The following is a 22828-nucleotide window of genomic DNA, read 5'->3' as shown; positions in this document are numbered from 1 at the left end:
CCCTGTGCGCACGGGTCGGACATCATACAAAAAAGCCCCGCGCCTGCGAACCCCGCATTGGCAGGACTCTGACGGGGGGCTTGTTTATCGATGCGGGTTCAGGGGTGCGCCAGCAACTCGGTCAGTTCACTGACCTGAGCGATTTCGCGCATGTCTTCCGGCATCGCACGGATGCTGACGGCCTTGCCGGCCGCCTGGACATCGCGCATGAAGCACAGCAGCAAGGACAAGCCGACGCTGCTGGACTTCTTCACTGCCGAGCAATCGATGACCAGCGATGCCGCCTTGCTGGACTTGATCAGCGCCTGGCCTTCCTTGCGCAGGTCGGGACCTGTTCGATAGTCCAGCACTCCGCTGAGCAATAGCTCGTCGACATCACTCATACGAACTGCCGCCTCATTCATTGTGCTGGCTTCTCGGCAGCTTTCTCGGTGGTTTCCTTGGCCTTGGCCACTTCGCCAGCCCAATTGTTGATGGTCTTGTCCAGATCGTTGCCATTGCGCTGCATCGCGTCGGCGAACTGATCACGGAACAGCTTGCCGATGTTGATGCCGTTGATGATCACATTGCGCAGTTTCCACTCGCCATTGATCTTCTCCAGCGTGTACTGCACAGGGTAGATCGCGCCGTTGTTGCCCTTGACGGTCATGCCGACGCTGGTGCGATCGCCGGACTCATCCTTGGCCGGATCAACCGTGATGCCCTGGTTGTTGTATTCGAGCAAGGCATTGCCATAGAACTGGAACAGGCCGCGCTTGAAGTTTTCCTGGAAGGTTTGCATCTGCGCCGGCGTGGCCTTGCGCGAATACTTGACCGTCATGATGCTCTTGGAAATGCCTTCGGCATCCACCACAGGTCCGACGATGGTGTTCAGCGCCGTGTAGAAGTCCTGCGGATCCTTCTTGTACTTCTCTTTATTGGCCGACAAGTCGGCCAGCATCCGGTTCGTGGTGTCCTGAATCAGGTCGTGCGCCGACTGTCCGGGCGCAGCGCTAGCCAGCATCGGCAGTGCCGCAAGCAACACCAACAGGCCACGTCGCAAGGTAGAGATCATTCAAAAGCTCCTCATTTGGCGTCTTTGCTAACGGTATTGAGCAGGAATTTACCGATCAGGTCTTCCAGTACCAGAGACGACTGGGTGTCGTGGATGGTTCCACCATCCTTCAGACGGGTGTCTTCGCCGCCCACGCTGATACCGATGTACTTCTCGCCCAACAGGCCAGCGGTCAGGATAGACGCTGTGGAGTCGGTCGGCAGGTTGTCGACCTTTTTATCCACTTGCAGGGTTACCCGACCGGTGAAGCTGTCGCGATCCAGATCGATGGCCGTGACCTTGCCGATGGTTACGCCAGCCATGGTCACTTTGGCTCTGACCGTCAAACCGGCGATATTGTCGAAGTAGGCATACAGTTTATAGGTGTCGGTGGTCGAAGTCGGAGACAGGCCACTGACCCGCAGAGCCAGTAGCAACAAAGCCAGGATCCCTGCCAGCAGGAACAGGCCGACACCGATTTCCAGGGTGCGGTTTTGCATCAGAAATCTCCAAACATCAAAGCGGTCAGAATAAAGTCCAGGCCCAGTACCGCCAGCGAGGCGAATACCACGGTCTTGGTGGTGGCGCGACTGATGCCCTCGGAAGTGGGCTCACAGTCATAGCCTTGGAATACGGCGATCCAGGTCACGACGAAGGCGAAAACGATACTTTTGATGACGCCGTTGAGCACATCGCTGGTGAAGTTCACGCTGTTCTGCATGTTCGCCCAGTAGGAGCCTTCATACACGCCAAGCCAGTCGACAGCCACCCACGAACCGCCCCAGATTCCCACCACGCTGAAAATCATCGCCAGCACCGGCAGGGAAATGAAACCGGCCCACAGACGCGGGGCAATAATGTATTTGAGCGGATCGACACCGATCATTTCCAGGCTGGAAAGCTGTTCGGTGGACTTCATGTTGCCAATTTCTGCGGTCAGCGCCGAACCGGCACGCCCGGCAAACAGCAACGCCGTCACGACTGGCCCCAGTTCACGCAGCAACGTCAGGGCCACCATCTGCCCTACCGCCTGCTCCGAACCGTAGCTCGACAGAATACTGAAGCCCTGCAGCGCCAGCACCATGCCGATGAAGATCCCTGACACGACGATGATCACCAGCGACATCACGCCGACCGAATGCAACTGCTTGACCAGCAGGCCGAAACCGCCGCTGATACCGCCACGACCGAGCAGGGCGTGAAACAGGAACAGGGTCGCGCGGCCAAACACCGCGACGGCGTCGATCGCCGCCTCGCCGAAGCGGCGTACGCGTTCTATTAATGAAATTCTGCGCATCAGCGCTTCCCCAGAAGATCTGCGCGGTAATCCGTCGCTGGAAAATGGTACGGCACCGGGCCATCGGGATTGCCGGTCATGAACTGGCGAATACGCGGCTCCTCCGAATTCATCAATTCGTCCGGCGTGCCCTGCCCCAGCACCTGACCATCACCCACTACATAGATGTAGTCAGCGATGCTCGCGGTTTCGGCCAGATCGTGGGAGACCACGATGCTGGTGATCCCCAGCGCATCGTTGAGCAGACGGATCAGGCGTACCAGCACGCCCATGGCGATCGGATCCTGACCGACGAAAGGCTCGTCATACATGAGAATCTGCGGATCGAGCGCAATCGCCCGGGCCAGGGCGACCCGACGCTTCATGCCGCCGGACAGCTCGTCGGGCATCAGCTCGATGGCACCGCGCAAACCGACCGCCTGCAATTTGAGCAGGACGATGTCGCGGATCATTTCATCCGGCAATTGGGTATGAACGCGCAGGGGGAAAGCGACGTTCTCGAAGACATCGAGATCGGTGAACAGCGCGCCGCTTTGAAACAGCACGCCCATGTGCTTGCGCGCATCGAACAGATCACTGCGCGACAGCGTCGGCAGGTTCTGGCCGTTGACCCAGACTTCGCCGCTGGAAGGACGCAACTGTGCACCCATCAAGCGCAACAAAGTGGTCTTGCCGCACCCGGAAGGTCCCATGATGCCGGTAACCTTGCCACGCGGGATGCGAATATCGACGTTATTGAAAATGCTGCGCGCACCGCGCTTGAAGGAGACTCCCTTCAGCTCGACCGCGTAGGCGTTATCGGCACTCATCTAAACTCCTTGCGATGCAGCCTCTCACTCGGACGCCTGGCTTTCCGCAGAAAGCACATACCTCCCGGGCAGGCCGAACTGGCGGCGAACTATATCACTGCAAACGCCAAGCGCCCAAGGCCCCGCCCCTCCGCGTTCAACGATATGACAGGCCTGATGGCACTTTTTCGGGGTTTTGCTGACGCGGAATGACAAAGCACGACGAACTTGCGTGAGGCTTTTCAACATAACCGCTATAATCGCCGCCTTTTCATCGGGCTATACGATTTCTGACATGAGCCAATCCAGCGACCTGATTCAATCGGCACAACGCACCATCCGCCTCGAAGTGGAAGCCGTACAAGGCTTGTTGCCCCATATCGACGCCGATTTCGTACGCGCTTGCGAGATGATTCTGGCCAGCAAAGGCCGTGTGGTCGTGGTCGGCATGGGCAAATCCGGGCACGTCGGCAACAAGATTGCCGCGACCCTGGCCAGCACCGGCACCCCGGCATTTTTCGTCCACCCGGCCGAAGCCAGCCATGGCGACATGGGCATGATCACCCGCGACGACGTGATCCTCGCCCTCTCCAACTCCGGCTCGACCAACGAAATCGTCACCCTGCTGCCATTGATCAAGCGCCTCGGCATCCAGCTGATCAGCCTCACAGGCAATCCGCAGTCGCCGCTGGCCAAAGCTGCCGAAGTCAATCTCAACGTTCATGTCGAACACGAAGCCTGCCCGCTGAACCTGGCACCGACTTCCTCGACCACCGCCGCGCTGGTCATGGGCGATGCCCTGGCCGTGGCGCTGCTGGAAGCGCGTGGTTTCACCGCCGAAGATTTTGCCTTTTCACACCCGGGCGGCGCTCTGGGTCGACGCCTGCTGCTGAAAGTGGAAAACGTCATGCATGCCGGGCAAGAGCTGCCGCAAGTGCAGCGCGGCACCCTGCTCAAGGACGCGCTCATGGAAATGACCCGCAAGGGTCTGGGCATGACCGCGATCGTTGAAGCCGATGGCAAACTGGCCGGAATCTTCACCGACGGCGATTTGCGCCGCACGCTGGACCGCAGCATCGACATCCGCAGCGCCACCATCGACCAGGTCATGACCGCACACGGCAAGACCGCACGGCCCGAGATGCTCGCCGCCGAAGCCCTGAAAATCATGGAAGACCACCGAATCAACGCACTGGTTGTCGTGGACGAAGAAGATCGCCCGATCGGCGCCTTCAACCTCTCCGATCTGCTGCGTGCAGGAGTGATGTAATGACCACCGATCTGCTGCAACGCGGCAAAGCGATCAAACTGGCGGTGTTCGACGTCGACGGCGTCCTCACCGACGGGCGCCTGTACTTCCTCGAAGACGGCAGCGAATTCAAGACCTTCAACACCCTCGACGGCCAGGGCATCAAGATGCTGATGAATGCCGGTGTCGAGACCGCCATCATCAGTGGCCGCAAGACCCCGGTGGTTGAACGCCGGGCGAAGAACCTCGGCATCCCGCACCTGTTTCAGGGCCGCGAAGACAAATTGGTGGTTCTGGACGGCCTGCTGGCGCAACTGGGCCTAAGCTATAAACAGGTCGCCTACCTGGGTGACGACCTGCCTGACCTTCCGGTGATCCGCCGCGTAGGCCTGGGCATGGCCGTTGCCAATGCTGCCGACTTCGTGCGCGAACACGCCCATGGCGTCACTCGGGCCCGCGGTGGCGAAGGTGCCGCCCGCGAATTCTGCGAATTGATCCTGCGCGCCCAGGGCCGCCTCGATGCGGCCAACGCCGCGTACCTGTGAGCCAAATCATGTTTAGCAAAAAATTTCGCAACTTCCTGCTGTTCGGCTGCATCGCTGCGATGTTTGCGGCGGTCGGCTACTGGAACATCAGTCCGGAACGTTTCCTCGACATGCCTGTGGCCAAGGTCGAAGACACTGCCATCGACTGGTACGCCACCAATACGCATACCCTGCAATATCTGCCGGACGGCAAAGTGCAGTACGAAATGACGTCGGACAAGGCCGAACACCTGAAAGCGACGGATGTGACTCTGGTTACCAAACCCGACCTCAACATGTATCGCGGCACCGAGTTTCCGTGGCACGTGACCAGCGAGCGAGGCGAAGTGAATCCGGACGGAACGCAGGTAGAATTGATCGACTCGGTACGCATCAAGCGCACCGATGAAAAGAAACGCGACACCCTGATCACCAGCACACGCATGACGGTGTTCCCTCAGCAGCAATATGCGCAGACCGAGCAACCCGTTAGAATCGACGGCGCTGGCGGTGTATCGACTGGCGTGGGAATGAAGGCGTATTTGAAGGAAAGCAGGATACACCTGCAATCGAACGTAAGAGGACAGTATGAGGCTCGTTAAAACCCTCCCTATTTTGCTCAGTCTGGGCGCAGCACTGGGAAGCGTGAGCGCCTGGGCTCTGCCGAACGATCAGCAGCAACCTATCCGCATTCAGGCCGACGACGCCCAGCTGGACGACAAGAACGGCATCGCCACCTATAAAGGTGATGTGATCATCACCCAGGGCTCGATGATCGTTAAGGGCAATACGGTGACCATCACCCGTACTCCGAACGGCGATATCGACGTGGTGACCTCGGTGGGCAACCTTGCCTACTTCGAGCAGTTGCAAACCCAGGGTGACGCCAAGCCTGTTCAGGGCTGGGGCGTGACGATTCAGTACCACGCCGCGCAAAACCGCGTCGTGCTGATCGACAAGGCCAAGGTTGTCGACAAGGACAACAACACCACTCAGGGCGAGAAAATCGTCTATGACACGGTGAAGAAACTGGCCAGTGCCGGTCGCGCTACCGGCAGCAAAGTCACCGAAGCGCGTCCGCGTATCGACATGGTGATCCAGCCGAAGAAGAAAACCGACGAGAAAACCCAGTAATGGCAACTCTGAAAGCTCAACACCTGGCCAAGGCCTATAAAAGCCGCCAGGTTGTGCGCGACGTCAGCCTGTCGATCGACAGCGGCCAGATCGTTGGCCTGCTCGGCCCGAACGGCGCCGGCAAGACCACCTGCTTCTACATGATCGTCGGTCTGGTGCAGGCCGATCAGGGTCGCGTACTGATCGATGATCTGGACGTCAGCCATCAGCCGATGCACGGCCGTGCCAAGGCCGGTATCGGCTATCTGCCGCAAGAAGCGTCGATCTTCCGCAAACTGTCGGTGGCCGATAACATCATGGCCATCCTCGAAACCCGCACGGAACTCGACAAGGCCGGTCGTCGCAAGGAACTGGAAAGCCTGCTGCAGGAATTCCACATCAGCCACATCCGCGACAACCTCGGCATGAGCCTGTCCGGTGGTGAACGCCGCCGGGTGGAAATCGCCCGCGCCCTGGCGACCGCACCGAAATTCATCCTGCTCGACGAACCGTTCGCCGGTGTCGACCCGATCTCGGTCGGCGACATCAAGCAGATCATCCATCACCTCAAGGCCAAGGGCATCGGTGTTCTTATCACCGACCACAACGTGCGTGAGACCCTGGATATCTGCGAAACCGCCTACATCGTCAACGACGGTCAACTGATCGCGGAAGGCGATGCGGCGACCATCCTTGCCAACGATCTGGTGAAGGAAGTGTATCTGGGCCACGAGTTCCGCCTGTAAGCACCAAGGCACTTGGCCAGCCTCCGGGTGCTGTATCGATGAAGCAGGCTTTTATACGCTTTTATTGTTACAGCGCTCTAGGCAGACACGACGCCTCAAAGATGTTCACCGTGCTCCGACGCGATGCGTCAACAAAGTTTTATACGCTTTTATTGTTACAGCGCTCTAGGCAAACACGACAGTTTCAGGCATATAATTTGCTTAAGTTTGGCGCTCCGGCGCCCTGTAGTGGATGGCGCATGCGCGCCGGCGAATAAGGTGTTAAGCCCCTGCCATGAAACCATCGCTAGTCTTGAGAATGGGCCAGCAGCTGACGATGACACCGCAGCTGCAACAGGCCATCCGCCTGCTCCAATTGTCGACCCTGGACCTGCAACAGGAAATCCAGGAGGCCCTGGAATCCAATCCGATGCTCGAACGCCAGGAAGAAGGCGACGACTTCGACAATACCGATCCTTTGGCCGACAACGCCGAACAAAAACCCAACACCGACATTCAGGAACCGTCCTATCAGGAAGCCGCCCCGACGGTGGACAATCTGGAAGATGGCGAATGGAACGAGCGCATTCCTAACGAACTGCCCGTTGATACCGCCTGGGAAGACGTCTACCAGACCAGCGCCAGCAGCCTGCCCAGCAGCGATGACGACGAGTGGGACTTCACCACCCGCACGTCCGCCGGCGAAAGCCTGCAAAGCCATCTGCTGTGGCAATTGAACCTGGCGCCGATGTCCGACACCGACCGCCTGATCGCCGTGACCCTGATCGATTGCATCAACAATCAGGGCTACCTGGACGAAACCCTCGAAGAAATTCTCGACGCCTTTGATCCGGAGCTCGACATCGAGCTGGACGAGATCGAAGCCGTTCTGCACCGCATTCAGCAGTTCGAACCGGCCGGTATCGGGGCGCGCAACCTCGGCGAATGCCTGCTGCTGCAACTGCGTCAGCTCCCGGCCAAGACCCCGTGGCTCAACGAAGCCAAACGTCTGGTCAGCGATTACATCGATCTGCTCGGCAGTCGCGACTACAGTCAGTTGATGCGGCGTATGAAGCTCAAGGAAGACGAGTTGCGTCAGGTCATCGAACTGGTGCAAAGCCTCAATCCGCGTCCGGGCTCGCAGATCGAATCGACCGAAGCCGAGTACGTGGTGCCCGACGTCATTGTGCGCAAGGATAACGAACGCTGGCTGGTCGAGCTGAATCAGGAGTCAGTGCCCCGTCTGCGGGTCAACGCGCAGTACGCCGGTTTCGTCCGTCGCGCCGACACCAGCGCCGACAACACCTTCATGCGCAACCAGTTGCAAGAGGCACGCTGGTTCATCAAGAGCCTGCAAAGCCGCAACGAAACCCTGATGAAGGTGGCCACCCAGATCGTCGAGCATCAGCGCGGCTTCCTGGAGTATGGCGATGAAGCCATGAAGCCGTTGGTCCTGCATGACATCGCCGAGGCGGTCGGCATGCACGAATCGACGATTTCCCGGGTCACCACGCAGAAATTCATGCATACCCCGCGCGGTATTTATGAACTGAAATACTTTTTCTCCAGCCACGTCAGCACCTCCGAAGGCGGTGAATGCTCGTCGACAGCGATCCGCGCGATCATCAAAAAACTGGTTGCGGCGGAAAATCAGAAAAAGCCGTTGAGTGACAGCAAGATCGCTGGTTTACTGGAGGCACAAGGCATTCAGGTGGCTCGCCGCACCGTCGCCAAGTACCGCGAATCCCTCGGGATCGCGCCTTCGAGCGAACGCAAGCGGTTGATGTAAGCCACGTTACAGCGTTCCAGTGGCAGGCTTTTCGGCCTGCCGCTTTATGCACTGGCAACGAAGGAGAAGCTGTATGCAAGTCAACATCAGTGGACACCAACTGGAAGTGACCGAACCTCTGCGCACCTACATCAACGAGAAACTCGAACGATTGGAGCGCCATTTCGACAAGATCACCAACGTGCAAGTCACGATGTGCGTCGAAAAGCTCAAGCAGAAAATCGAAGCCACCTTGCATATACCCGGCAGCGAAGTGGTCGCCAACGCAGAAGATACCGACATGTACGCTGCGATCGACTCACTGACCGACAAGCTGGATCGCCAACTCAAAAAGCATAAGGAAAAGACCCAGAGCCTCCTTCAGGGCGCGACAGGTCGTTAACACTCCCAACCCATGATCCGACTTGAAAGTATCCTGACCCCCGGCCGTTCCCTGGTGAACGTGCCGGGCGGCAGTAAAAAGAAAGCCCTCGAACAGATTGCCAACCTCATCCATAAAGAAGTGCCGGATCTGGCCATGCAGGATGTTTTCGAGAGCCTGGTAGCCCGTGAGAAACTCGGATCCACCGGTTTCGGCAACGGCATCGCCATTCCCCACTGTCGCCTCAAAGGCTGCGAAGCGCCTATCAGCGCGTTGATGCACCTTGATGCCCCCATCGATTTCGATGCCATCGACGGCGCACCGGTCGACCTGCTGTTTGTACTGCTGGTCCCGGAAGCGGCCACCGATGCCCACCTGGAATTACTGCGCCAGATCGCCAGCATGCTCGATCGCAAGGAAGTGCGCGAAAAACTGCGCAGCGCACCGAGCAACGAAGCCTTGTATCAGGTCGTCCTGAGCGAGCAGAACGGTCATTAATCATGCGTTTGATCATCGTCAGCGGCCGCTCCGGCTCGGGTAAAAGTACCGCCCTGAATGTCCTTGAGGACAACGGCTACTACTGCATCGACAACCTGCCGGCCGGTCTGCTGCCGGAACTCGCCGAACGCGCCCTGATTCACACCGAACTGGCCCAGCCGCTGGTGGCCGTGTCGATCGATGCACGCAATCTGCCGAGCCACCTGTCGCGTTTCCCCGAACTGCTTGAAGAAGTCCGTGCCCGGCACATCCAGTGCGATGTGCTGTATCTGGATGCCGACGAAGAAACCCTGCTCAAGCGCTTCTCGGAAACCCGCCGGCGCCATCCATTGAGCACTGCCAACCGCTCGCTGGCCGAAGCGATCGAAGATGAAACCGCCCTGCTCGGCCCGATCGCCGACCTGGCCGACCTCAAGGTCAACACCACCAATCTGAATCTGTACCAGTTGCGTGACACCATCAAACTGCGCCTGCTGAACCAGCCGGAGCCGGGTACGGCGTTTCTGGTCGAGTCGTTCGGCTTCAAGCGCGGCATGCCGGTGGACGCGGATCTGGTGTTCGATGTGCGCTGCCTGCCCAATCCTTACTGGAAACCGGAACTGCGTGCACAATCGGGTCTCGACGCACCGGTCGCCGAGTACCTGGCTGCACAACCGGAGGTTGAGGAGATGTTCCAGGACATCTACGGCTACCTGTACAAATGGCTGCCACGTTTTGCCGCGAGCAACCGCGCCTACGTCACCATTGCCATTGGCTGCACCGGCGGGCATCACCGCTCCGTTTACCTGACCGAACGCCTGGGTCAGGCCCTGCAGAAAACCCTGAAGAACGTCCAGGTTCGCCACCGCGACCTCACTTAAAGGATTCACACCGCGATGCCTGCTCGTGAAATCGAAATCATCAACAAATTGGGTCTGCATGCCCGGGCATCGGCCAAATTCGTCGGCGTGGCCGGCAAGTTTCCGGAGACCACGATAAGAGTCGGTCGCACACCCGAGACAGCAGTAGACGGCAAAAGCATCATGGCGATGATGATGCTCGCGGCCGGCAAGGGCACCAAGATCCATTTGAGCACCGAAGGCGAACAGGCTGAGGAGGCCATGGTTGCTTTGGTGGAGCTGATCAACAACTACTTCGATGAAGGGGGCTGACAGCCCAGCACCGAAGATCGCAGCCTTGGCAACAGCTGCCGCAGGCTGCGATCTTTTGATATTCAACCCAACGCCGTATCCATCACCATCATCAGACAAAACCCGATCAGCAAGCCAAGACTGGCCAGCTTGTCATGACCATTGCGGCGCGATTCCGGAATGACTTCGTGCGTCACCACCAGCAACATCGCCCCCGCCGCCAGCGCCAGCCCCAACGGCAATAACAGCTCCGCAAGACTGACCAGCCACGCACAGAGCAGCGCAAACACCGGTTCGACCAGTCCTGACGCCGCGCCGATCAAGAATGCCTTGACCCGCGACATTCCTGCCCCCGCCAGTACCAGCGCAATCACCAATCCCTCTGGCACATCCTGCAAGGCGATGCCCATCGCCAGACTGTCGGCATCCGGCATGCCGCCGCCAGCGGACACCCCCACCGCCATGCCTTCCGGGATGTTGTGAGCAATGATGGCGAAGACGAACAGCCAGATGCGCGGCGGAATCACCGGGTGCTCGGGGGTACCGACGAGCATTTCCGGTGAGGCGCCGGACAGTTTCAGATCCACCAGATACAAACCGAATGCACCGAGCATGATGCCGAAGCAGATCAACCCGCTGGCGGCCCACGGTGTCAGGCCCAGACTTTCGGCAGCAGCGATACCCGGCACGATCAGCGAAAACGCGGTCGCCGCCAGCATCACGCCGGCGCCGAAACCCAGTAGCGTATCGCTGAGCCTCTGCGGCATACGCCGGATCACCAGCACCGGCACCGCGCCGAGCGCCGTGCCGAGGGCGCAGATCGCGCCGCCCTGCAATGCGCGTGACAATCGCGACTGCAGATCCAGCCATTCCAGCCCGTGCACGACCAGCAGGGTCATGCCCGCCAGCAGCAACAGCGACCCGACCGCGTAACGAAACATGCGCCCACCGCCAATCGCCAGTGTTTCAGTGCCCATAGTCAGCCCTGGATTGTTTTTATAGAAGACTTAAACCAGTGCAGCCTGGTAGCGCGCAGCAACTTCCGGCCAGTTGATCACGTTGTAGAACGCGTTGATGTATTCCGGGCGACGGTTCTGATAACGCAGGTAATAGGCGTGTTCCCAAACATCCAGACCGAGAATCGGCGTGTTGCCGTTCATCAACGGGCTGTCCTGATTGCCGCTACTTTCCACGACCAGTTTTCTCTCCGGGGTCACGCTGAGCCAGGCCCAGCCACTGCCGAAACGGGTCAACGCGGCTTTGGTAAAGGCGTCCTTGAAGCTGTCGAGGCCGCCCAGTTGCGCCTCGATGGCCTTGGCCAGCGCGCCGTCCGGCTTGCCACCGCCGTTGGGCACCATGACTTCCCAGAACAGCGAATGGTTGGCATGCCCGCCACCCTGATTGATCACCGCCGCGCGGAGTTTTTCCGGCAACTGCTGAACACTGGCGACCAGTTTTTCCACCGGCCATTCGGCGTACTCAGTGCCTTCGACGGCGGCATTAAGGTTGTTGATGTAGGTCTGGTGGTGCTTGGTGTAGTGGATCTCCATGGTTTGCGCATCGATGTGCGGTTCCAGGGCATCATAGGCGTAAGGCAAGGCAGGCAAGGTAAAAGCCATTTCAGTGGACTCCATGGTGATGTGAGACTGAGGCGCGGCGTGCATTGCCGGTGTCCGGGTGCAGCAGGCGCTGGGTGCGCGGGTATTCGCCGTGTTCGCTGATGAAATTCAGCAGTTCGACGTAGGTCTTGCTGCTCTGGCGCAACGCCGCTTCCCGCAGGGCCGGGCGCAGACGCTCGTCCTGCATGGTCTGCAACAGCCGTTGATGAATCGCGCAGAGGTACTCGGCGCTCTCCTCCGGCTGATTCAAGCGCAAATGCAGATCCGCGAGGTTGTGGTGGGAGATGACGCAGGCTGCCACCGCTTCGTCGGCATCGGCCCAGCGCTCGAACAGCACTTGCGCCAGGGCCAGGGCTTGCAGATAAGCTTCACGGGCATCAATCAGCTCGCCCAGCATGAAGCAGCGATTGGCCCGTTCGATCGTGCGTTTCCAGTGCTCCATGGTGAACCTCCAAAGCGGTTGCGGTATTTACACGCCGCCAGCGGTGAGTTTCTCGGGGTTGAGCAACTCTTCCAGTTGGCTGCGCGACAGGTCGGTGTGCTCCAGCGCGACGTCGATCACCGGGCGGCCCTGCTTGTAGGCCTGCTTGGCGATTTCGGCGGCTTTCTGGTAGCCGATGATCGGGTTGAGCGCGGTGACCAGAATCGGGTTGCGCGACAGCGCTTCCTTGAGCCGCGACTCATTGACCTTGAAGCTGGCGATGGCCTTGTCGCCGAGCAGACGACTGGCATTGGCCAGCAGTTCGATGCTGCTCAGCAGGTTCTGGGCGATGATCGGCAGCATCACGTTCAGTTCGAAATTGCCCGACTGGCCGGCGATGGTGATCACCGAGTCGTTGCCGATCACTTGCGCAGCGACCATCGCAGTAGCTTCCGGAATCACCGGATTAACCTTGCCCGGCATGATCGACGAACCCGGTTGCAGGGCTTCCAGCTCGATCTCGCCAAGGCCGGCGAGCGGACCAGAGTTCATCCAGCGCAGGTCGTTGGCGATTTTCATCAGCGATACGGCGGTGGCTTTGAGCTGACCAGAGACGGCGACGGCCGTGTCCTGCGAGCCGATCAGGGCGAACAGATCCTTGCCCGGAGTGAATTGCACATTCGTCAGTTGGCTGAGCTGGCGGCTGAAACGCGCGGCGAATTCCGGATGCGCATTGATCCCGGTGCCGACCGCCGTACCGCCCTGCGCCAGCGATTGCAGGCTCGGCAGTAAATCCTGCAGATGACCGATGTTGGCCTTGAGCTGCTGCGCCCAGCCATTGAGCACCTGACTCATGCGCACCGGCATCGCGTCCATCAAGTGCGTACGGCCGGTTTTGACGTGGTGGTGCACCTGATCGGCTTTGTTTTCGATGACCTGCACCAGATGCAACAGCGCCGGCAACAGCTGCTCATGCAGGGTCAACGCCGCGCTGACGTGGATGGTGGTCGGAATGATGTCGTTGCTGCTCTGGCCGCAGTTGACGTGATCGTTCGGGTTGACCGGCTCGCCGAGCAGGCGGCTGGCGAGGGTCGCGATCACTTCGTTGGCGTTCATGTTGGAGCTGGTGCCGGAGCCGGTCTGGAAGATATCCACCGGGAAATGCTGCATGAAATCGCCTTCGAGCAGGCCTTGCGCGGCATCGCTGATAGCTTTGCCCTGGCCGGCGCTGAGCTGGTTGAGCTCGACGTTGGCCCGCGCGGCGGCGGCTTTGGCGAGGATCAGCGCACGGATGAATTGCGTTGGCATCGGCTTGCCGCTGATCGGGAAGTTATCCACTGCGCGCTGGGTCTGCGCGCCGTAGAGAGCGTCCACCGGCACCTGTAGTTCGCCCATGCTGTCGCGCTCAATACGAGTCTTGGTCATCGGTAAATCCTTGGACTAATTCAATGAGAGGAATCGAGGGAAGCAACTCGCAGGTCGCCAGTTGCCAGGTGTAGCGCTGCCAGCGCTGGAGCCGGCAGTTGCACAGCGACAGGCGCTCCATTTCACGCAACGGACGCCAGGCTTGATCGAGACACAGGCTGCGCCAGTGCCACGGCAACGCGATGTCGGTGGCTGTGTCGAGCAGCAGACGGAAGGAGGTTTCAGCGATGGTCCACGGGGAAGTCGCCGTACAGCAGGCCAGATAACGGCCTTCGGCCAGGTAATGTTCGATCAGGCGTGGTTCGTCAGGATCCATCGCGCAACGGATCTGGCGACTCATCCAGCGCCAGCTTTCGAGGTACGGCTGCTCGTGCAAGGCAGAACTCATGATCCGGGGCTCGTTCGGAGATGAGATTTATTATTAGATGATAATGAGAAGCAAAACAAGAGCGCCTGATTACACAGACTCCATTGTAGGAGCGAGCCTGCTCGCGAAGGCGTCGTGTCAGTCGCCGCTGCCGCTTTCGCGAGCAGGCTCGCTCCCACAAGGTTTTGTGTGGAGCCAAGAAAAAAGGCGCGCCACCCGATGAGGTGGCGCGCCTTTCTTGTCTGACCGCTGGGGCTTAGCTGCCCGCGACAGTCATCCGCTCGATCAGCACCGAGCCCGTACGAATATTGCTGCGCAGCTCCAGATCATTACCGACTGCGACGATCTGCTTGAACATGTCGCGCATGTTGCCGGCGATGGTCACTTCCTGCACCGCGAACTGGATTTCGCCGTTCTCGACCCAGAACCCCGCCGCCCCACGCGAATAGTCGCCGGTGACCATGTTCAAGCCATGGCCCATCAACTCGGTAACCAACAGGCCACGGCCCATGCGTTTCAACAGCGCCGCCTGATCTTCATCACCGTGAGTGACGAACAGGTTGTGCACGCCACCCGCGTTGGCGGTGCTCGGCATGCCGAGTTTGCGCCCGGAGTACGTGCCGAGGATGTACGACACCAACTCGCCCTTCTCGACGAACGGTTTGGCGTAGGTGGCCAGACCATCACCGTCGTAGGACGCACTGCCCATGGCGCGCATCAGGTGTGGACGCTCATCGATGGTCAGCCATTCGGGGAACAGCTTCTGGCCCAGCGTGCCTTCGAGGAACGACGATTTGCGATACAGACTGCCGCCAGACACCGCAGACAGGAAGCTGCCGAACAAGCCGCCCGCCAGCTCGGCGGAAAACAGCACCGGCACTTCGCAGGTCGGTACCGGACGCGCGCCCAGACGGCTCGCGGCGCGTTGCGCGGCACGCTGGCCGATGCTCACCGGATCCGCCAGCAGGCTGCCCTGACGGTTCACGTCATACCAGTAATCGCGCTGCATCTGGCCATCGGCTTCGGCGATCATTACGCAACTGAGGCTATGCCGGGTTGACGCGTAACCGCCGATGAAACCGTGGCTGTTGCCATATACACGGCAGCCCTGATGGGTGCTGAGGGTGGTGCCGTCGGCGTTCTTGATTCGCGCATCGGCGTCGAACGCCGCCGCTTCACAGAGCAACGCCTTCTCGATGGCCTGCTCCGGGGTGATGTCCCATTCGTGGAACAGATCGAAATCCTGCACATCCCTGGCCATCAGCGCGGCATCGGCGAGACCCGAGGCTTCGTCCTCAGAGGTATGTTTGGCGATCGCCAGTGCGGCAGCAACAGTTTCACGAATCGCATCAGGGCCGGTGGCGGACGTGCTGGCCGAGCCTTTGCGCTGGCCGACGTACAGGGTGATGCCAAAGCCCTGGTCGCGATTGAATTCGACCGTCTCGACCTCACGCTGGCGCACCGACGTCGACAAACCCTGCTCCAGCGACACCGCGACTTCGCAGGCACTGGCGCCCTGACGCTTGGCTTCGGCGATGATCTGCTCGACCTGTTCCTGCAGTGCCGGCAATGCTTGCGGGCCGACGCTTTGAACTGCACTCATGCTCATCTCCACTCAAATTCTGCTTTCGGCTGGGGTCATCGAGCGACCGGGCCGGACAAGCGGCCCCCGACTGGTTATCATGGCGGCGTTTCTTTGCGGACTGCCACCATGGTTGATTCTTACGACGACTCCCTCGATACGGGAGAAAAAAGCAAATCTCAGGTCAAACGCGAGCTGCATGCTCTGGTTGACCTTGGCGAGCGCCTTACAACACTCAAGCCCGACTTGCAGGCAAAACTGCCATTGACCGACGCCTTGCGCCGGGCCTTGGCCGATGCGCCGAAGCACACCGCGAACATCGCGCGTAAACGGCACCTGCAGTTCATCGGCAAACTGATGCGCGATCAGGACACTGACGCGATTCTGGTCCTGCTCGATCAACTCGATGCCTCCACCCGTCAGTACAACGAGCGTTTCCACAACCTCGAACGCTGGCGTGACCGCCTGATCGCCGGTGACGATGCCGTGCTGGAGAAATTCGTCGTCGAATACCCCGACGCCGATCGCCAGCAACTGCGTTCCCTGATCCGTCAGGCTCAGCACGAGGTTGCGCAAAACAAACCTCCTGCTTCCAGCCGCAAGATCTTCAAGTACATCCGTGAGCTGGACGATACCCAACGCGGCCTGCGTTGATACTCGCCATCGGGTGGCCGCCCTGCGCGCCACCCGCAGCTCCACCTCTGTTTATGCTCCCGTGCCACCCACGGTAATCGCATCGATCTTCAGCGTCGGCTGACCGACACCCACCGGCACCGACTGCCCGTCCTTGCCGCACGTGCCCACACCGCTGTCCAGCGCCAGATCGTTACCGACCATCGACACCCGGCTCATCGCCTCGGGGCCGTTGCCGATCAACGTCGCGCCCTTGACCGGCGCGGTGATCTTGCCGTCCTCGATCAGGTACGCCTCACTGGTGGAGAACACGAACTTGCCGCTGGTGATGTCGACCTGACCGCCGCCAAGGTTGGCGCAGTAGATGCCCTTCTTCACCGACGCGATGATTTCCGCCGGATCGCTCTCGCCTCCGAGCATGTAGGTGTTGGTCATGCGCGGCATCGGCAGATGCGCGTAGGACTCGCGACGACCGTTGCCGGTACGGGCCACGCCCATCAGACGCGCATTGAGCTTGTCCTGCATGTAACCTTTGAGCACGCCGTTCTCGATCAGCGTGGTGCACTCGGTCGGGGTGCCTTCGTCGTCGACGCTCAGCGAGCCGCGACGACCGCTCAACGTGCCGTCATCGACAATGGTGCAGAGCTTGGAGGCAACCATTTCGCCCATCCGCCCGCTGTAGGCCGAACTGCCCTTGCGGTTGAAGTCGCCTTCCAGACCGTGACCGACCGCTTCGTGCAGCAGCACACCGGACCAGCCCGAACCGAGGACGACAGGCAAGGTGCCGGCCGGTGCCGGAATCGCTTCCAGATTCACCAGGGCCTGACGCAGTGCTTCACGGGCATAGCCCATGGCACGGTCTTCGGCGAGGAAATAACGGTAGTCGGTACGCCCGCCGCCGCCATGTCCGCCGCGCTCGCGACGCCCATTCTGCTCGACGATCACGCTGACGTTGAAACGTACCAGCGGACGCACATCAGCGGCCAGGCCACCGTCGGTGGACGCCACCAGAATCCGTTCCCAGACCCCGGCCATGCTCACGCTGACCTGCTGAATCCGTGGGTCGAGAGCGCGGGTGGCGACGTCGATGCGCTTGAGCAGCTCGACTTTCTCGGCGCGGCTCAGCACTTCCAGGGGATTGTCCGGCGCATACAACTGCGCGACATCCTGAGTGCTGAACGCCTGCACCGTGCCGTTCTGCCCGGCGCGGGAAATCGAGCGGGCGGCACGGGCCGCAGCGCCCAGGGCTTCGAGGGTGATCGCGTTGCTGTAGGCAAAACCGGTTTTCTCGCCGGACTGCGCACGCACGCCAACACCTTGGTCGAGGTTGAAGCTGCCTTCCTTGACGATACCGTCCTCCAGCGACCACGACTCGGAGATCTGGCCCTGGAAATACAGATCGGCAGCATCGATGCCCGGGCCGGCCAGATCGCCGAGCACACCTTGCAGGCTCTCGATGGTCACGCCGCCGGGCGCCAACAGGTGATCACTGACTGAGGACAACAACTCGCTCATAGGTTTACGCCTTAAATTCATGTTCTGAAGCAGGCCGCTGGGCGCCCTGCGAGAAAAACCGCCGATGACTCGTCACCGGCATTCGCGCCCTGATAGACGCTTGTTCATCACTGTCGCGTGCGGCCAACAATACCGCCTCGCCTTGATCCTGATGCGCCAGCACACGGCCCCACGGGTCGACAATCGCCGCATGACCGAAGGTTTCACGCGGTCCCGGGTGAGTCCCGCCCTGCGCTGCCGCCAATACATAACACTGCGTCTCGATGGCCCGGGCGCGAATCAGCACATCCCAATGCGCCGCACCGGTCACTGCGGTGAAGGCCGACGGGGCGGTAATCAACTCGGCACCGGCGGCGCGCAATTCGCTGTACAGCTCCGGAAAGCGCAGGTCGTAACACACGGTCAGGCCGACTCGGCCAACCGGCGTGTCTGCGACCACCACGCCACTGCCATAAGCATAGTCATCGGATTCGCGATACCGCCCGCGATTGTCCGCCACATCAACATCGAACAGGTGCAACTTGTCATACCGTGCCACGGTTTCACCCTGATCGTTGACCAGCAGCGAACAGGCATGCGACTTGGCGTCCGGTTGCCCAAGCGGCGGCAACGGCAAGGTGCCGGCCACTATCCATAACTTGAGGTCGCGGGCGGTCTGTTTCAACCATGGCAGGATCGGACCTTCGCCCAGCGCTTCGGCACGGCCGATGTCGGCGATGTCGCGACGGCCCATGGCGGCGAAGTTTTCCGGCAGCACCGCCAGCTTCGCGCCGCCGGCCGCGGCCTGTTCGAGCAGGCGTCGAGCCTGCGCCAGATTGGCCAGCACATCACTCTGGCTGACCATTTGAATCACCGCTAAAGACATGGCGCACTCCGTAACAGGTATGCAGCCATGCTACTCCATAGGCCTGGGATGTGGCTGTTCAAAAAGGCTTGTCGAAGGTGATTTTCGGCTCTTTCCACGGGCCTTTGACGGTGTACTTGACGCTGGCGAAGCGCGCTACGCGGTCGCCGATCAGCTTGTCGATCAGGAACAACGCCCCGCCGACCGCCGGCGCGCCGACGATCAACGCGGCAATCGGCAGGTTGTTGGTCACCGGCAAGGTCACCAGCAATTTCGCATCGACCTTATCACCGACCAGATCCAGCGTACCGTCCAGCTCAAGGTTGCTCGAAGGACCGGTCAGACGAATCGGCTCGCGGGTGACATACACGCCGTTATTTGCCACCAACAGGCCCTTGACCCGATCGTAGCTCAAGCCTTTGCCAAACAAGTCGGAGAAGTCCAGGCGCAGACGACGGCCGATGGAGTTGAAGTTGAGCAGACCGAACACCCGCAACGCCTGCGCGCCGCCCTCCACTTCAACGAACTGACCTTTATTGAGCGAGGCGTCCAGCGTGCCGGAGAAGCGCTTGGTCGCCAGCCATGCCGGCGAGCCCGGCCAGCGGCCATCGACATCCATGTGGAACTCTTCACTGGTCACGCTCGGCGCAAAGCCCCAGCCCTTGAGCACATCGGCGAGGTTCTTGCCGCTGATCCGGCCCTTGAACCAGCTGTTGGTCGAACCCGGCGCCCCTTCCCAGCCGCCATTGCCCTGCAACAGGATGCCCTTGAGGCCCATATCGAGATTGTTCAGGGCAATGCCTTTGGCCGTCGGTCGAACCTTGAGCGACCAGCCGCCCACCAGATCCTGGCCCAGAAACAACTGATTGATGGTGATATCCAGCGCGGGAATCTTGGTCGGGTCGACCGAAACCAGCGGATCAGGCGAATTCTCGTCGGCCTGCACCGTCGGATCCGGCGCCGGCAGACGTACGTATTGCAGATTGACCGCGATCGGCGCGCCCTTGGCATCGGGCAGGCTGGCCGAACCCTTGGCCTGCTGGCTGTCGAGCGCCAGATTCCACGCCCATGGCTTGCGATTGACCTGTACAGCAGCCTGATCCAGCGTGGTGCCGAAGGCGGTGAGCTTGCCCACCTTGAAGTCGGCACTGTTGAGCAATTGTTTGGCACTGCCGCCCGGATCGTTGCCGGCGTATTTGCTGACCAGATCCTGCCACGGCGCGACGTCCAGCTCCGACAGCACCCCGCGAATGCGCAAGCCCTTGGCATCCGGCAGTACGGCGTCGCCCGTACCGAGGAACAGCTCACCGCGACCATCGGCGATATTGCTCGGCGGCGCGGCGAAAGTGAAGCTCGCCAGTTGATCGTAGTTGACCCAGTAACGCCGCTCCGCACCTTGCAACGTCATGCGGAACACCGTGTCACGCCCCTGCTCGGCCGACATGCCAAACGGTGCCGGCAGATCCACTGCCACACCTTTCATGCTGGAGCTGACAGTGAGCTGACTGTCAGTGCCGTCAAGGTTGACCTGCAACTGATACGGAAGGGTCCCGGACACCGGCAACGGCTGAGTCACGCCCAGCCAGTCAGTGAGCTTCTTGACCTCGACCTGCCCGGAAGCCGCGACCCGAGTCTTGAGCTTGTTCGGGCTGCCATCAGCGAAAATCTGCGCGGTCACCGGCTTGTCGAAGGCCCTGGCGGCGATGTTCTGCCCGCTCAGCCCCTTGGCGCTGTCAAAACGGAAATCGCCCTTGAGCTGGCTCAGTTCCAGCTTCGGCTCAGCCAGTTTCAGGCGCGCATTGGCGGTTTTGAAATCGACGAGGATCTTCGGCAGATCGCCCTTTTCCAGCGGAATGTCGAGTTTGACCTTGCCCTGCAAATCGCCCTCGCCCTCCCAGCCGGCAAAGGTTTCGCCGGTACCGATCGGCGCGGTCTGCAGAATCTTCAAGCCATCGCCCAGCCCGCCGACAAATCCGCCGTCGAGCAACAGATGGGTGGGCTGCCCGGCCGGCACATGGGGAATGTTGACGAAAACGTCGCTGACCTGGGTGTCGAGCAACTGGCCCTTGTCGGCCACGATGCGCACGCCGCTGTCCTCGATGAACACATCGCCGCTGACCTTGCTCACGTGCGGCCAGCCCGGCTGGAACGCCAGCTCGGCGTCATGCACCTTGAAGAACAGGCTGATGCTGCGATCCACGTCCTTGGCGTTTTTGCTCAGCGAACCCTGGTACTGGAAGAAGCCCTGATCCACGGCGCCCTTGAGGATCGCTGTACGCAGCCACTCGTCGAGGGCCGGACTCAAGACTTCGGGCAGGTATTTGGCGGTGTAGCGACCATCGCCATCGACCAGCCCGACGCGCAGGTCCATGTAGTCTTCCTGGCTATGGTCGAAGTGCAGGCGGATCAGGAAGTCGCCGGCAATTTTGCCCTCTTCGCCCAGCACTTTCAGGTACGGCGCGATCAGGGTGAAACCTTCTTTATCGAGCTTCCAGGTCAGTCGGGCATTGGCCTGGATGTATTGCCATGGCTTGGCGAAGATCGGATCGAGGTGCAGGACGAAATCCTTGCTGTCCAGGCGTAACTCGCCACCGTCGAGGTTGCCGCTGAGGCTGCCACTGACGTTTCGCGCCGCCGGGGCACCGTGATAGGCATCGAAACCGACATTATCGAGGTTGGCCGCAAAGCCGAATTTCGAGCCGTCGGTGGCATTGGGACGAAAATCCAGCAGCACGTTGCGCAGTCCACCCGTCACCTTCAGGTGGTCGACGACCGTAGCGACGTTTTCGGGCAACGGCCCCAGCGCATTGAGCAACGGCGTGATCGGTGTCAGGTCGAGGCGGTCGGCCTGCAAGTGCCACAACTCATCGGTTTTATCGGTGGCCACCGTCTGCTTGAGCTGCACATGGGATTCCCAGCGGGTCTCGCCGAAGTTCATCGCCAGCGAATCGAGAGTGACAATCGCGCCCTCGTCATCGCGCTGGTAATAGCCGTTGAGCGCCAGATTGCTGATCTTGATCGGCTTGCGCTCGGCATAAGCGCCGGTCACCTGTGGTGCGTTCAAACGGATGGCGGCGCTTTGCAGAGCGCCGTCGTTCCAGTTCACCCACAGCTCGCCGCCCGCTTTGATCTCGGAAAAATTCCACTGTTGAGTCACACGCTCAGGCAGCCACTTCGACCAGTCGCTTTGCGGCAGGCTGACATAACCTTCCACCGAACTGTTCGGCAATTGAGAGGGGCGAATCCGTGTACGCAGGCTCATCGCCACCGGTTGCCCATCGGGCAAGGTCAGACGAGCATCAAGACGCTGACGGCTGCTGCCGGTTTTCAGATTCAGTCCGACGTAGGTAAAGGTCATCGGCGCCTGATCCAGCGGCTGCACGGTCACCTGACTGTCGAGCACCGACAGTTGCTGAACCATCTGCGAACGTTGGAACAATTGTTCGGGATCCAGCGGCTGGTCGTTCTGCACCGGCAGGCCTTCCAGCGCCCAGGTGCCGTCCTGTGCTTCTTTGACACTGATCTTCAGGCCGTTCAATTCCAGATGGGCGATACGCACTTCGCGCGCCAGCAGACTGGCCCAGAGGTCAGGCACCACGCGCACCCGATCCAGACGCAAGGCATTGGCGCCGTCACCGACCATCACATCGTGGGCCAGCAGAATCGGCGCGAAGCCGCTCCAGTTGCCTTCCAGTTCGCCGATCTGCAACGGCATGCCGAGCGCAGCCGTGGCCTTGTCTTCGATATCGGTGCGGTATTCCGCCACCAGTGGCGTCAGTTCCCGACCGAGGCTGACGTACAACGCCATCAACACCAGAACCAACGCGCACAGGCCCAGCCCCCAGCGGGTCAGTGCGGCCAAAATGCGTGTCAGACGCTCCATGTCAGTTGGCTCCCATGGCAAAAAAACTACTG

Annotated in this window: 25 protein-coding genes; 11 read left to right on the top strand and 14 right to left on the bottom strand. The window is 60.4% G+C overall.

Features of this window, described 5'->3' with window-relative positions:
* Positions 1 to 98: 98 nt before the first annotated feature.
* From ACOYXG_RS03965 to ACOYXG_RS03945, 5 genes are read right to left on the bottom strand one after another with little or no spacing between them, the layout of a single operon-like run.
* Positions 99 to 404 carry an STAS domain-containing protein gene (locus tag ACOYXG_RS03965; RefSeq protein ID WP_460356019.1) on the bottom strand — a complete coding sequence of 102 codons (306 nt, stop codon included), beginning with the start codon at positions 402 to 404 and terminating at the stop codon, positions 99 to 101.
* Complete coding sequence (locus ACOYXG_RS03960) at positions 401 to 1054, bottom strand: MlaC/ttg2D family ABC transporter substrate-binding protein (protein WP_027610852.1); 654 nt, start codon at positions 1052 to 1054, stop codon at positions 401 to 403. The genes ACOYXG_RS03965 and ACOYXG_RS03960 overlap by 4 nt, the downstream gene beginning before the upstream one ends.
* 11 nt (positions 1055 to 1065) lie before the next feature.
* Positions 1066 to 1533, bottom strand: coding sequence for an outer membrane lipid asymmetry maintenance protein MlaD (mlaD, locus tag ACOYXG_RS03955; RefSeq protein ID WP_007967220.1), 468 nt, complete (start codon positions 1531 to 1533; stop codon positions 1066 to 1068).
* Positions 1533 to 2330 (bottom strand): lipid asymmetry maintenance ABC transporter permease subunit MlaE, encoded by a 798-nt coding sequence (mlaE, locus tag ACOYXG_RS03950; protein WP_003221704.1) that lies wholly within the window; start codon positions 2328 to 2330, stop codon positions 1533 to 1535. Before mlaE ends, mlaD begins: the two co-directional genes overlap by 1 nt.
* Positions 2330 to 3139 (bottom strand): ATP-binding cassette domain-containing protein, encoded by an 810-nt coding sequence (locus ACOYXG_RS03945; RefSeq protein ID WP_027610850.1) that lies wholly within the window; start codon positions 3137 to 3139, stop codon positions 2330 to 2332. Before ACOYXG_RS03945 ends, mlaE begins: the two co-directional genes overlap by 1 nt.
* Before the next feature lie 274 nt (positions 3140 to 3413).
* On the opposite strand from ACOYXG_RS03945, the gene ACOYXG_RS03940 reads away from it, so the two are divergent.
* The 10 genes from ACOYXG_RS03940 to ACOYXG_RS03895 all read left to right on the top strand — a co-directional run bounded on the left by ACOYXG_RS03940 (position 3414) and on the right by ACOYXG_RS03895 (position 10528).
* The gene (locus tag ACOYXG_RS03940; protein WP_027610849.1) at positions 3414 to 4388 is read left to right on the top strand and encodes a KpsF/GutQ family sugar-phosphate isomerase; all 975 of its coding nucleotides are present in this window, start codon (positions 3414 to 3416) and stop codon (positions 4386 to 4388) included.
* Entirely contained in the window at positions 4388 to 4912 is a 525-nt protein-coding gene (locus tag ACOYXG_RS03935; RefSeq protein WP_460356013.1) for a KdsC family phosphatase, read from the top strand. Before ACOYXG_RS03940 ends, ACOYXG_RS03935 begins: the two co-directional genes overlap by 1 nt.
* 8 nt (positions 4913 to 4920) lie before the next feature.
* Complete coding sequence (gene lptC, locus ACOYXG_RS03930; protein WP_460356010.1) at positions 4921 to 5493, top strand: LPS export ABC transporter periplasmic protein LptC; 573 nt, start codon at positions 4921 to 4923, stop codon at positions 5491 to 5493.
* On the top strand, positions 5480 to 6025 hold the full coding sequence (gene lptA, locus ACOYXG_RS03925) for a lipopolysaccharide transport periplasmic protein LptA (RefSeq protein WP_027610847.1): 546 nt from the start codon (positions 5480 to 5482) through the stop codon (positions 6023 to 6025). The genes lptC and lptA overlap by 14 nt, the downstream gene beginning before the upstream one ends.
* Entirely contained in the window at positions 6025 to 6750 is a 726-nt protein-coding gene (lptB, locus tag ACOYXG_RS03920) for an LPS export ABC transporter ATP-binding protein (protein WP_007967211.1), read from the top strand. Before lptA ends, lptB begins: the two co-directional genes overlap by 1 nt.
* Positions 6751 to 7024: 274 nt before the next feature.
* On the top strand, positions 7025 to 8518 hold the full coding sequence (locus tag ACOYXG_RS03915; protein WP_027610846.1) for an RNA polymerase factor sigma-54: 1494 nt from the start codon (positions 7025 to 7027) through the stop codon (positions 8516 to 8518).
* Between the two features lie 73 nt (positions 8519 to 8591).
* A complete protein-coding gene (hpf, locus tag ACOYXG_RS03910; protein ID WP_025109458.1) occupies positions 8592 to 8900 on the top strand; it encodes a ribosome hibernation-promoting factor, HPF/YfiA family in 309 nt (102 codons plus the stop codon).
* Positions 8901 to 8912: 12 nt separating this feature from the next.
* Entirely contained in the window at positions 8913 to 9377 is a 465-nt protein-coding gene (gene ptsN, locus ACOYXG_RS03905) for a PTS IIA-like nitrogen regulatory protein PtsN (protein ID WP_027610845.1), read from the top strand.
* A 2-nt stretch (positions 9378 to 9379) separates the two neighbouring features.
* Positions 9380 to 10237: an RNase adapter RapZ gene (gene rapZ, locus ACOYXG_RS03900; protein ID WP_027610844.1), complete on the top strand. Its 858-nt coding sequence runs from the start codon at positions 9380 to 9382 to the stop codon at positions 10235 to 10237.
* Between the two features lie 15 nt (positions 10238 to 10252).
* Entirely contained in the window at positions 10253 to 10528 is a 276-nt protein-coding gene (locus tag ACOYXG_RS03895) for an HPr family phosphocarrier protein (protein ID WP_027610843.1), read from the top strand.
* Positions 10529 to 10590: 62 nt separating this feature from the next.
* On the opposite strand, the gene ACOYXG_RS03890 is transcribed toward ACOYXG_RS03895, so the two are convergent.
* The 6 genes from ACOYXG_RS03890 to pmbA all read right to left on the bottom strand — a co-directional run bounded on the left by ACOYXG_RS03890 (position 10591) and on the right by pmbA (position 15942).
* Positions 10591 to 11484: a ZIP family metal transporter gene (locus ACOYXG_RS03890; protein ID WP_460356004.1), complete on the bottom strand. Its 894-nt coding sequence runs from the start codon at positions 11482 to 11484 to the stop codon at positions 10591 to 10593.
* A 30-nt stretch (positions 11485 to 11514) separates the two neighbouring features.
* Entirely contained in the window at positions 11515 to 12126 is a 612-nt protein-coding gene (locus ACOYXG_RS03885; protein ID WP_097090390.1) for a superoxide dismutase, read from the bottom strand.
* 1 nt (position 12127) lies between these two features.
* The gene (locus tag ACOYXG_RS03880; RefSeq protein ID WP_096795353.1) at positions 12128 to 12568 is read right to left on the bottom strand and encodes a hypothetical protein; all 441 of its coding nucleotides are present in this window, start codon (positions 12566 to 12568) and stop codon (positions 12128 to 12130) included.
* A gap of 27 nt (positions 12569 to 12595) precedes the next feature.
* On the bottom strand, positions 12596 to 13972 hold the full coding sequence (locus ACOYXG_RS03875) for a class II fumarate hydratase (RefSeq protein WP_096795352.1): 1377 nt from the start codon (positions 13970 to 13972) through the stop codon (positions 12596 to 12598).
* Positions 13953 to 14360 carry a hypothetical protein gene (locus ACOYXG_RS03870; RefSeq protein ID WP_027610839.1) on the bottom strand — a complete coding sequence of 136 codons (408 nt, stop codon included), beginning with the start codon at positions 14358 to 14360 and terminating at the stop codon, positions 13953 to 13955. The genes ACOYXG_RS03875 and ACOYXG_RS03870 overlap by 20 nt, the downstream gene beginning before the upstream one ends.
* A 235-nt stretch (positions 14361 to 14595) precedes the next feature.
* Complete coding sequence (gene pmbA / locus ACOYXG_RS03865; RefSeq protein ID WP_027610838.1) at positions 14596 to 15942, bottom strand: metalloprotease PmbA; 1347 nt, start codon at positions 15940 to 15942, stop codon at positions 14596 to 14598.
* Between the two features lie 108 nt (positions 15943 to 16050).
* On the opposite strand from pmbA, the gene yjgA reads away from it, so the two are divergent.
* Complete coding sequence (yjgA, locus tag ACOYXG_RS03860; RefSeq protein WP_003221672.1) at positions 16051 to 16575, top strand: ribosome biogenesis factor YjgA; 525 nt, start codon at positions 16051 to 16053, stop codon at positions 16573 to 16575.
* 51 nt (positions 16576 to 16626) lie between these two features.
* On the opposite strand, the gene tldD is transcribed toward yjgA, so the two are convergent.
* From tldD to ACOYXG_RS03845, 3 genes are read right to left on the bottom strand one after another with little or no spacing between them, the layout of a single operon-like run.
* On the bottom strand, positions 16627 to 18069 hold the full coding sequence (gene tldD / locus ACOYXG_RS03855) for a metalloprotease TldD (RefSeq protein WP_007961588.1): 1443 nt from the start codon (positions 18067 to 18069) through the stop codon (positions 16627 to 16629).
* A 4-nt stretch (positions 18070 to 18073) separates the two neighbouring features.
* Entirely contained in the window at positions 18074 to 18934 is an 861-nt protein-coding gene (locus tag ACOYXG_RS03850; RefSeq protein ID WP_096795350.1) for a carbon-nitrogen hydrolase family protein, read from the bottom strand.
* Between the two features lie 58 nt (positions 18935 to 18992).
* Positions 18993 to 22796: a YhdP family protein gene (locus ACOYXG_RS03845; RefSeq protein WP_460355997.1), complete on the bottom strand. Its 3804-nt coding sequence runs from the start codon at positions 22794 to 22796 to the stop codon at positions 18993 to 18995.
* Positions 22797 to 22828: the final 32 nt, after the last annotated feature.

The organism is Pseudomonas sp. G3-39 (assembly GCF_054790485.1).
The sequence above is the reverse complement of the archived record's forward strand: the minus strand, read 5'-3'. Positions and strand labels throughout refer to the sequence as shown.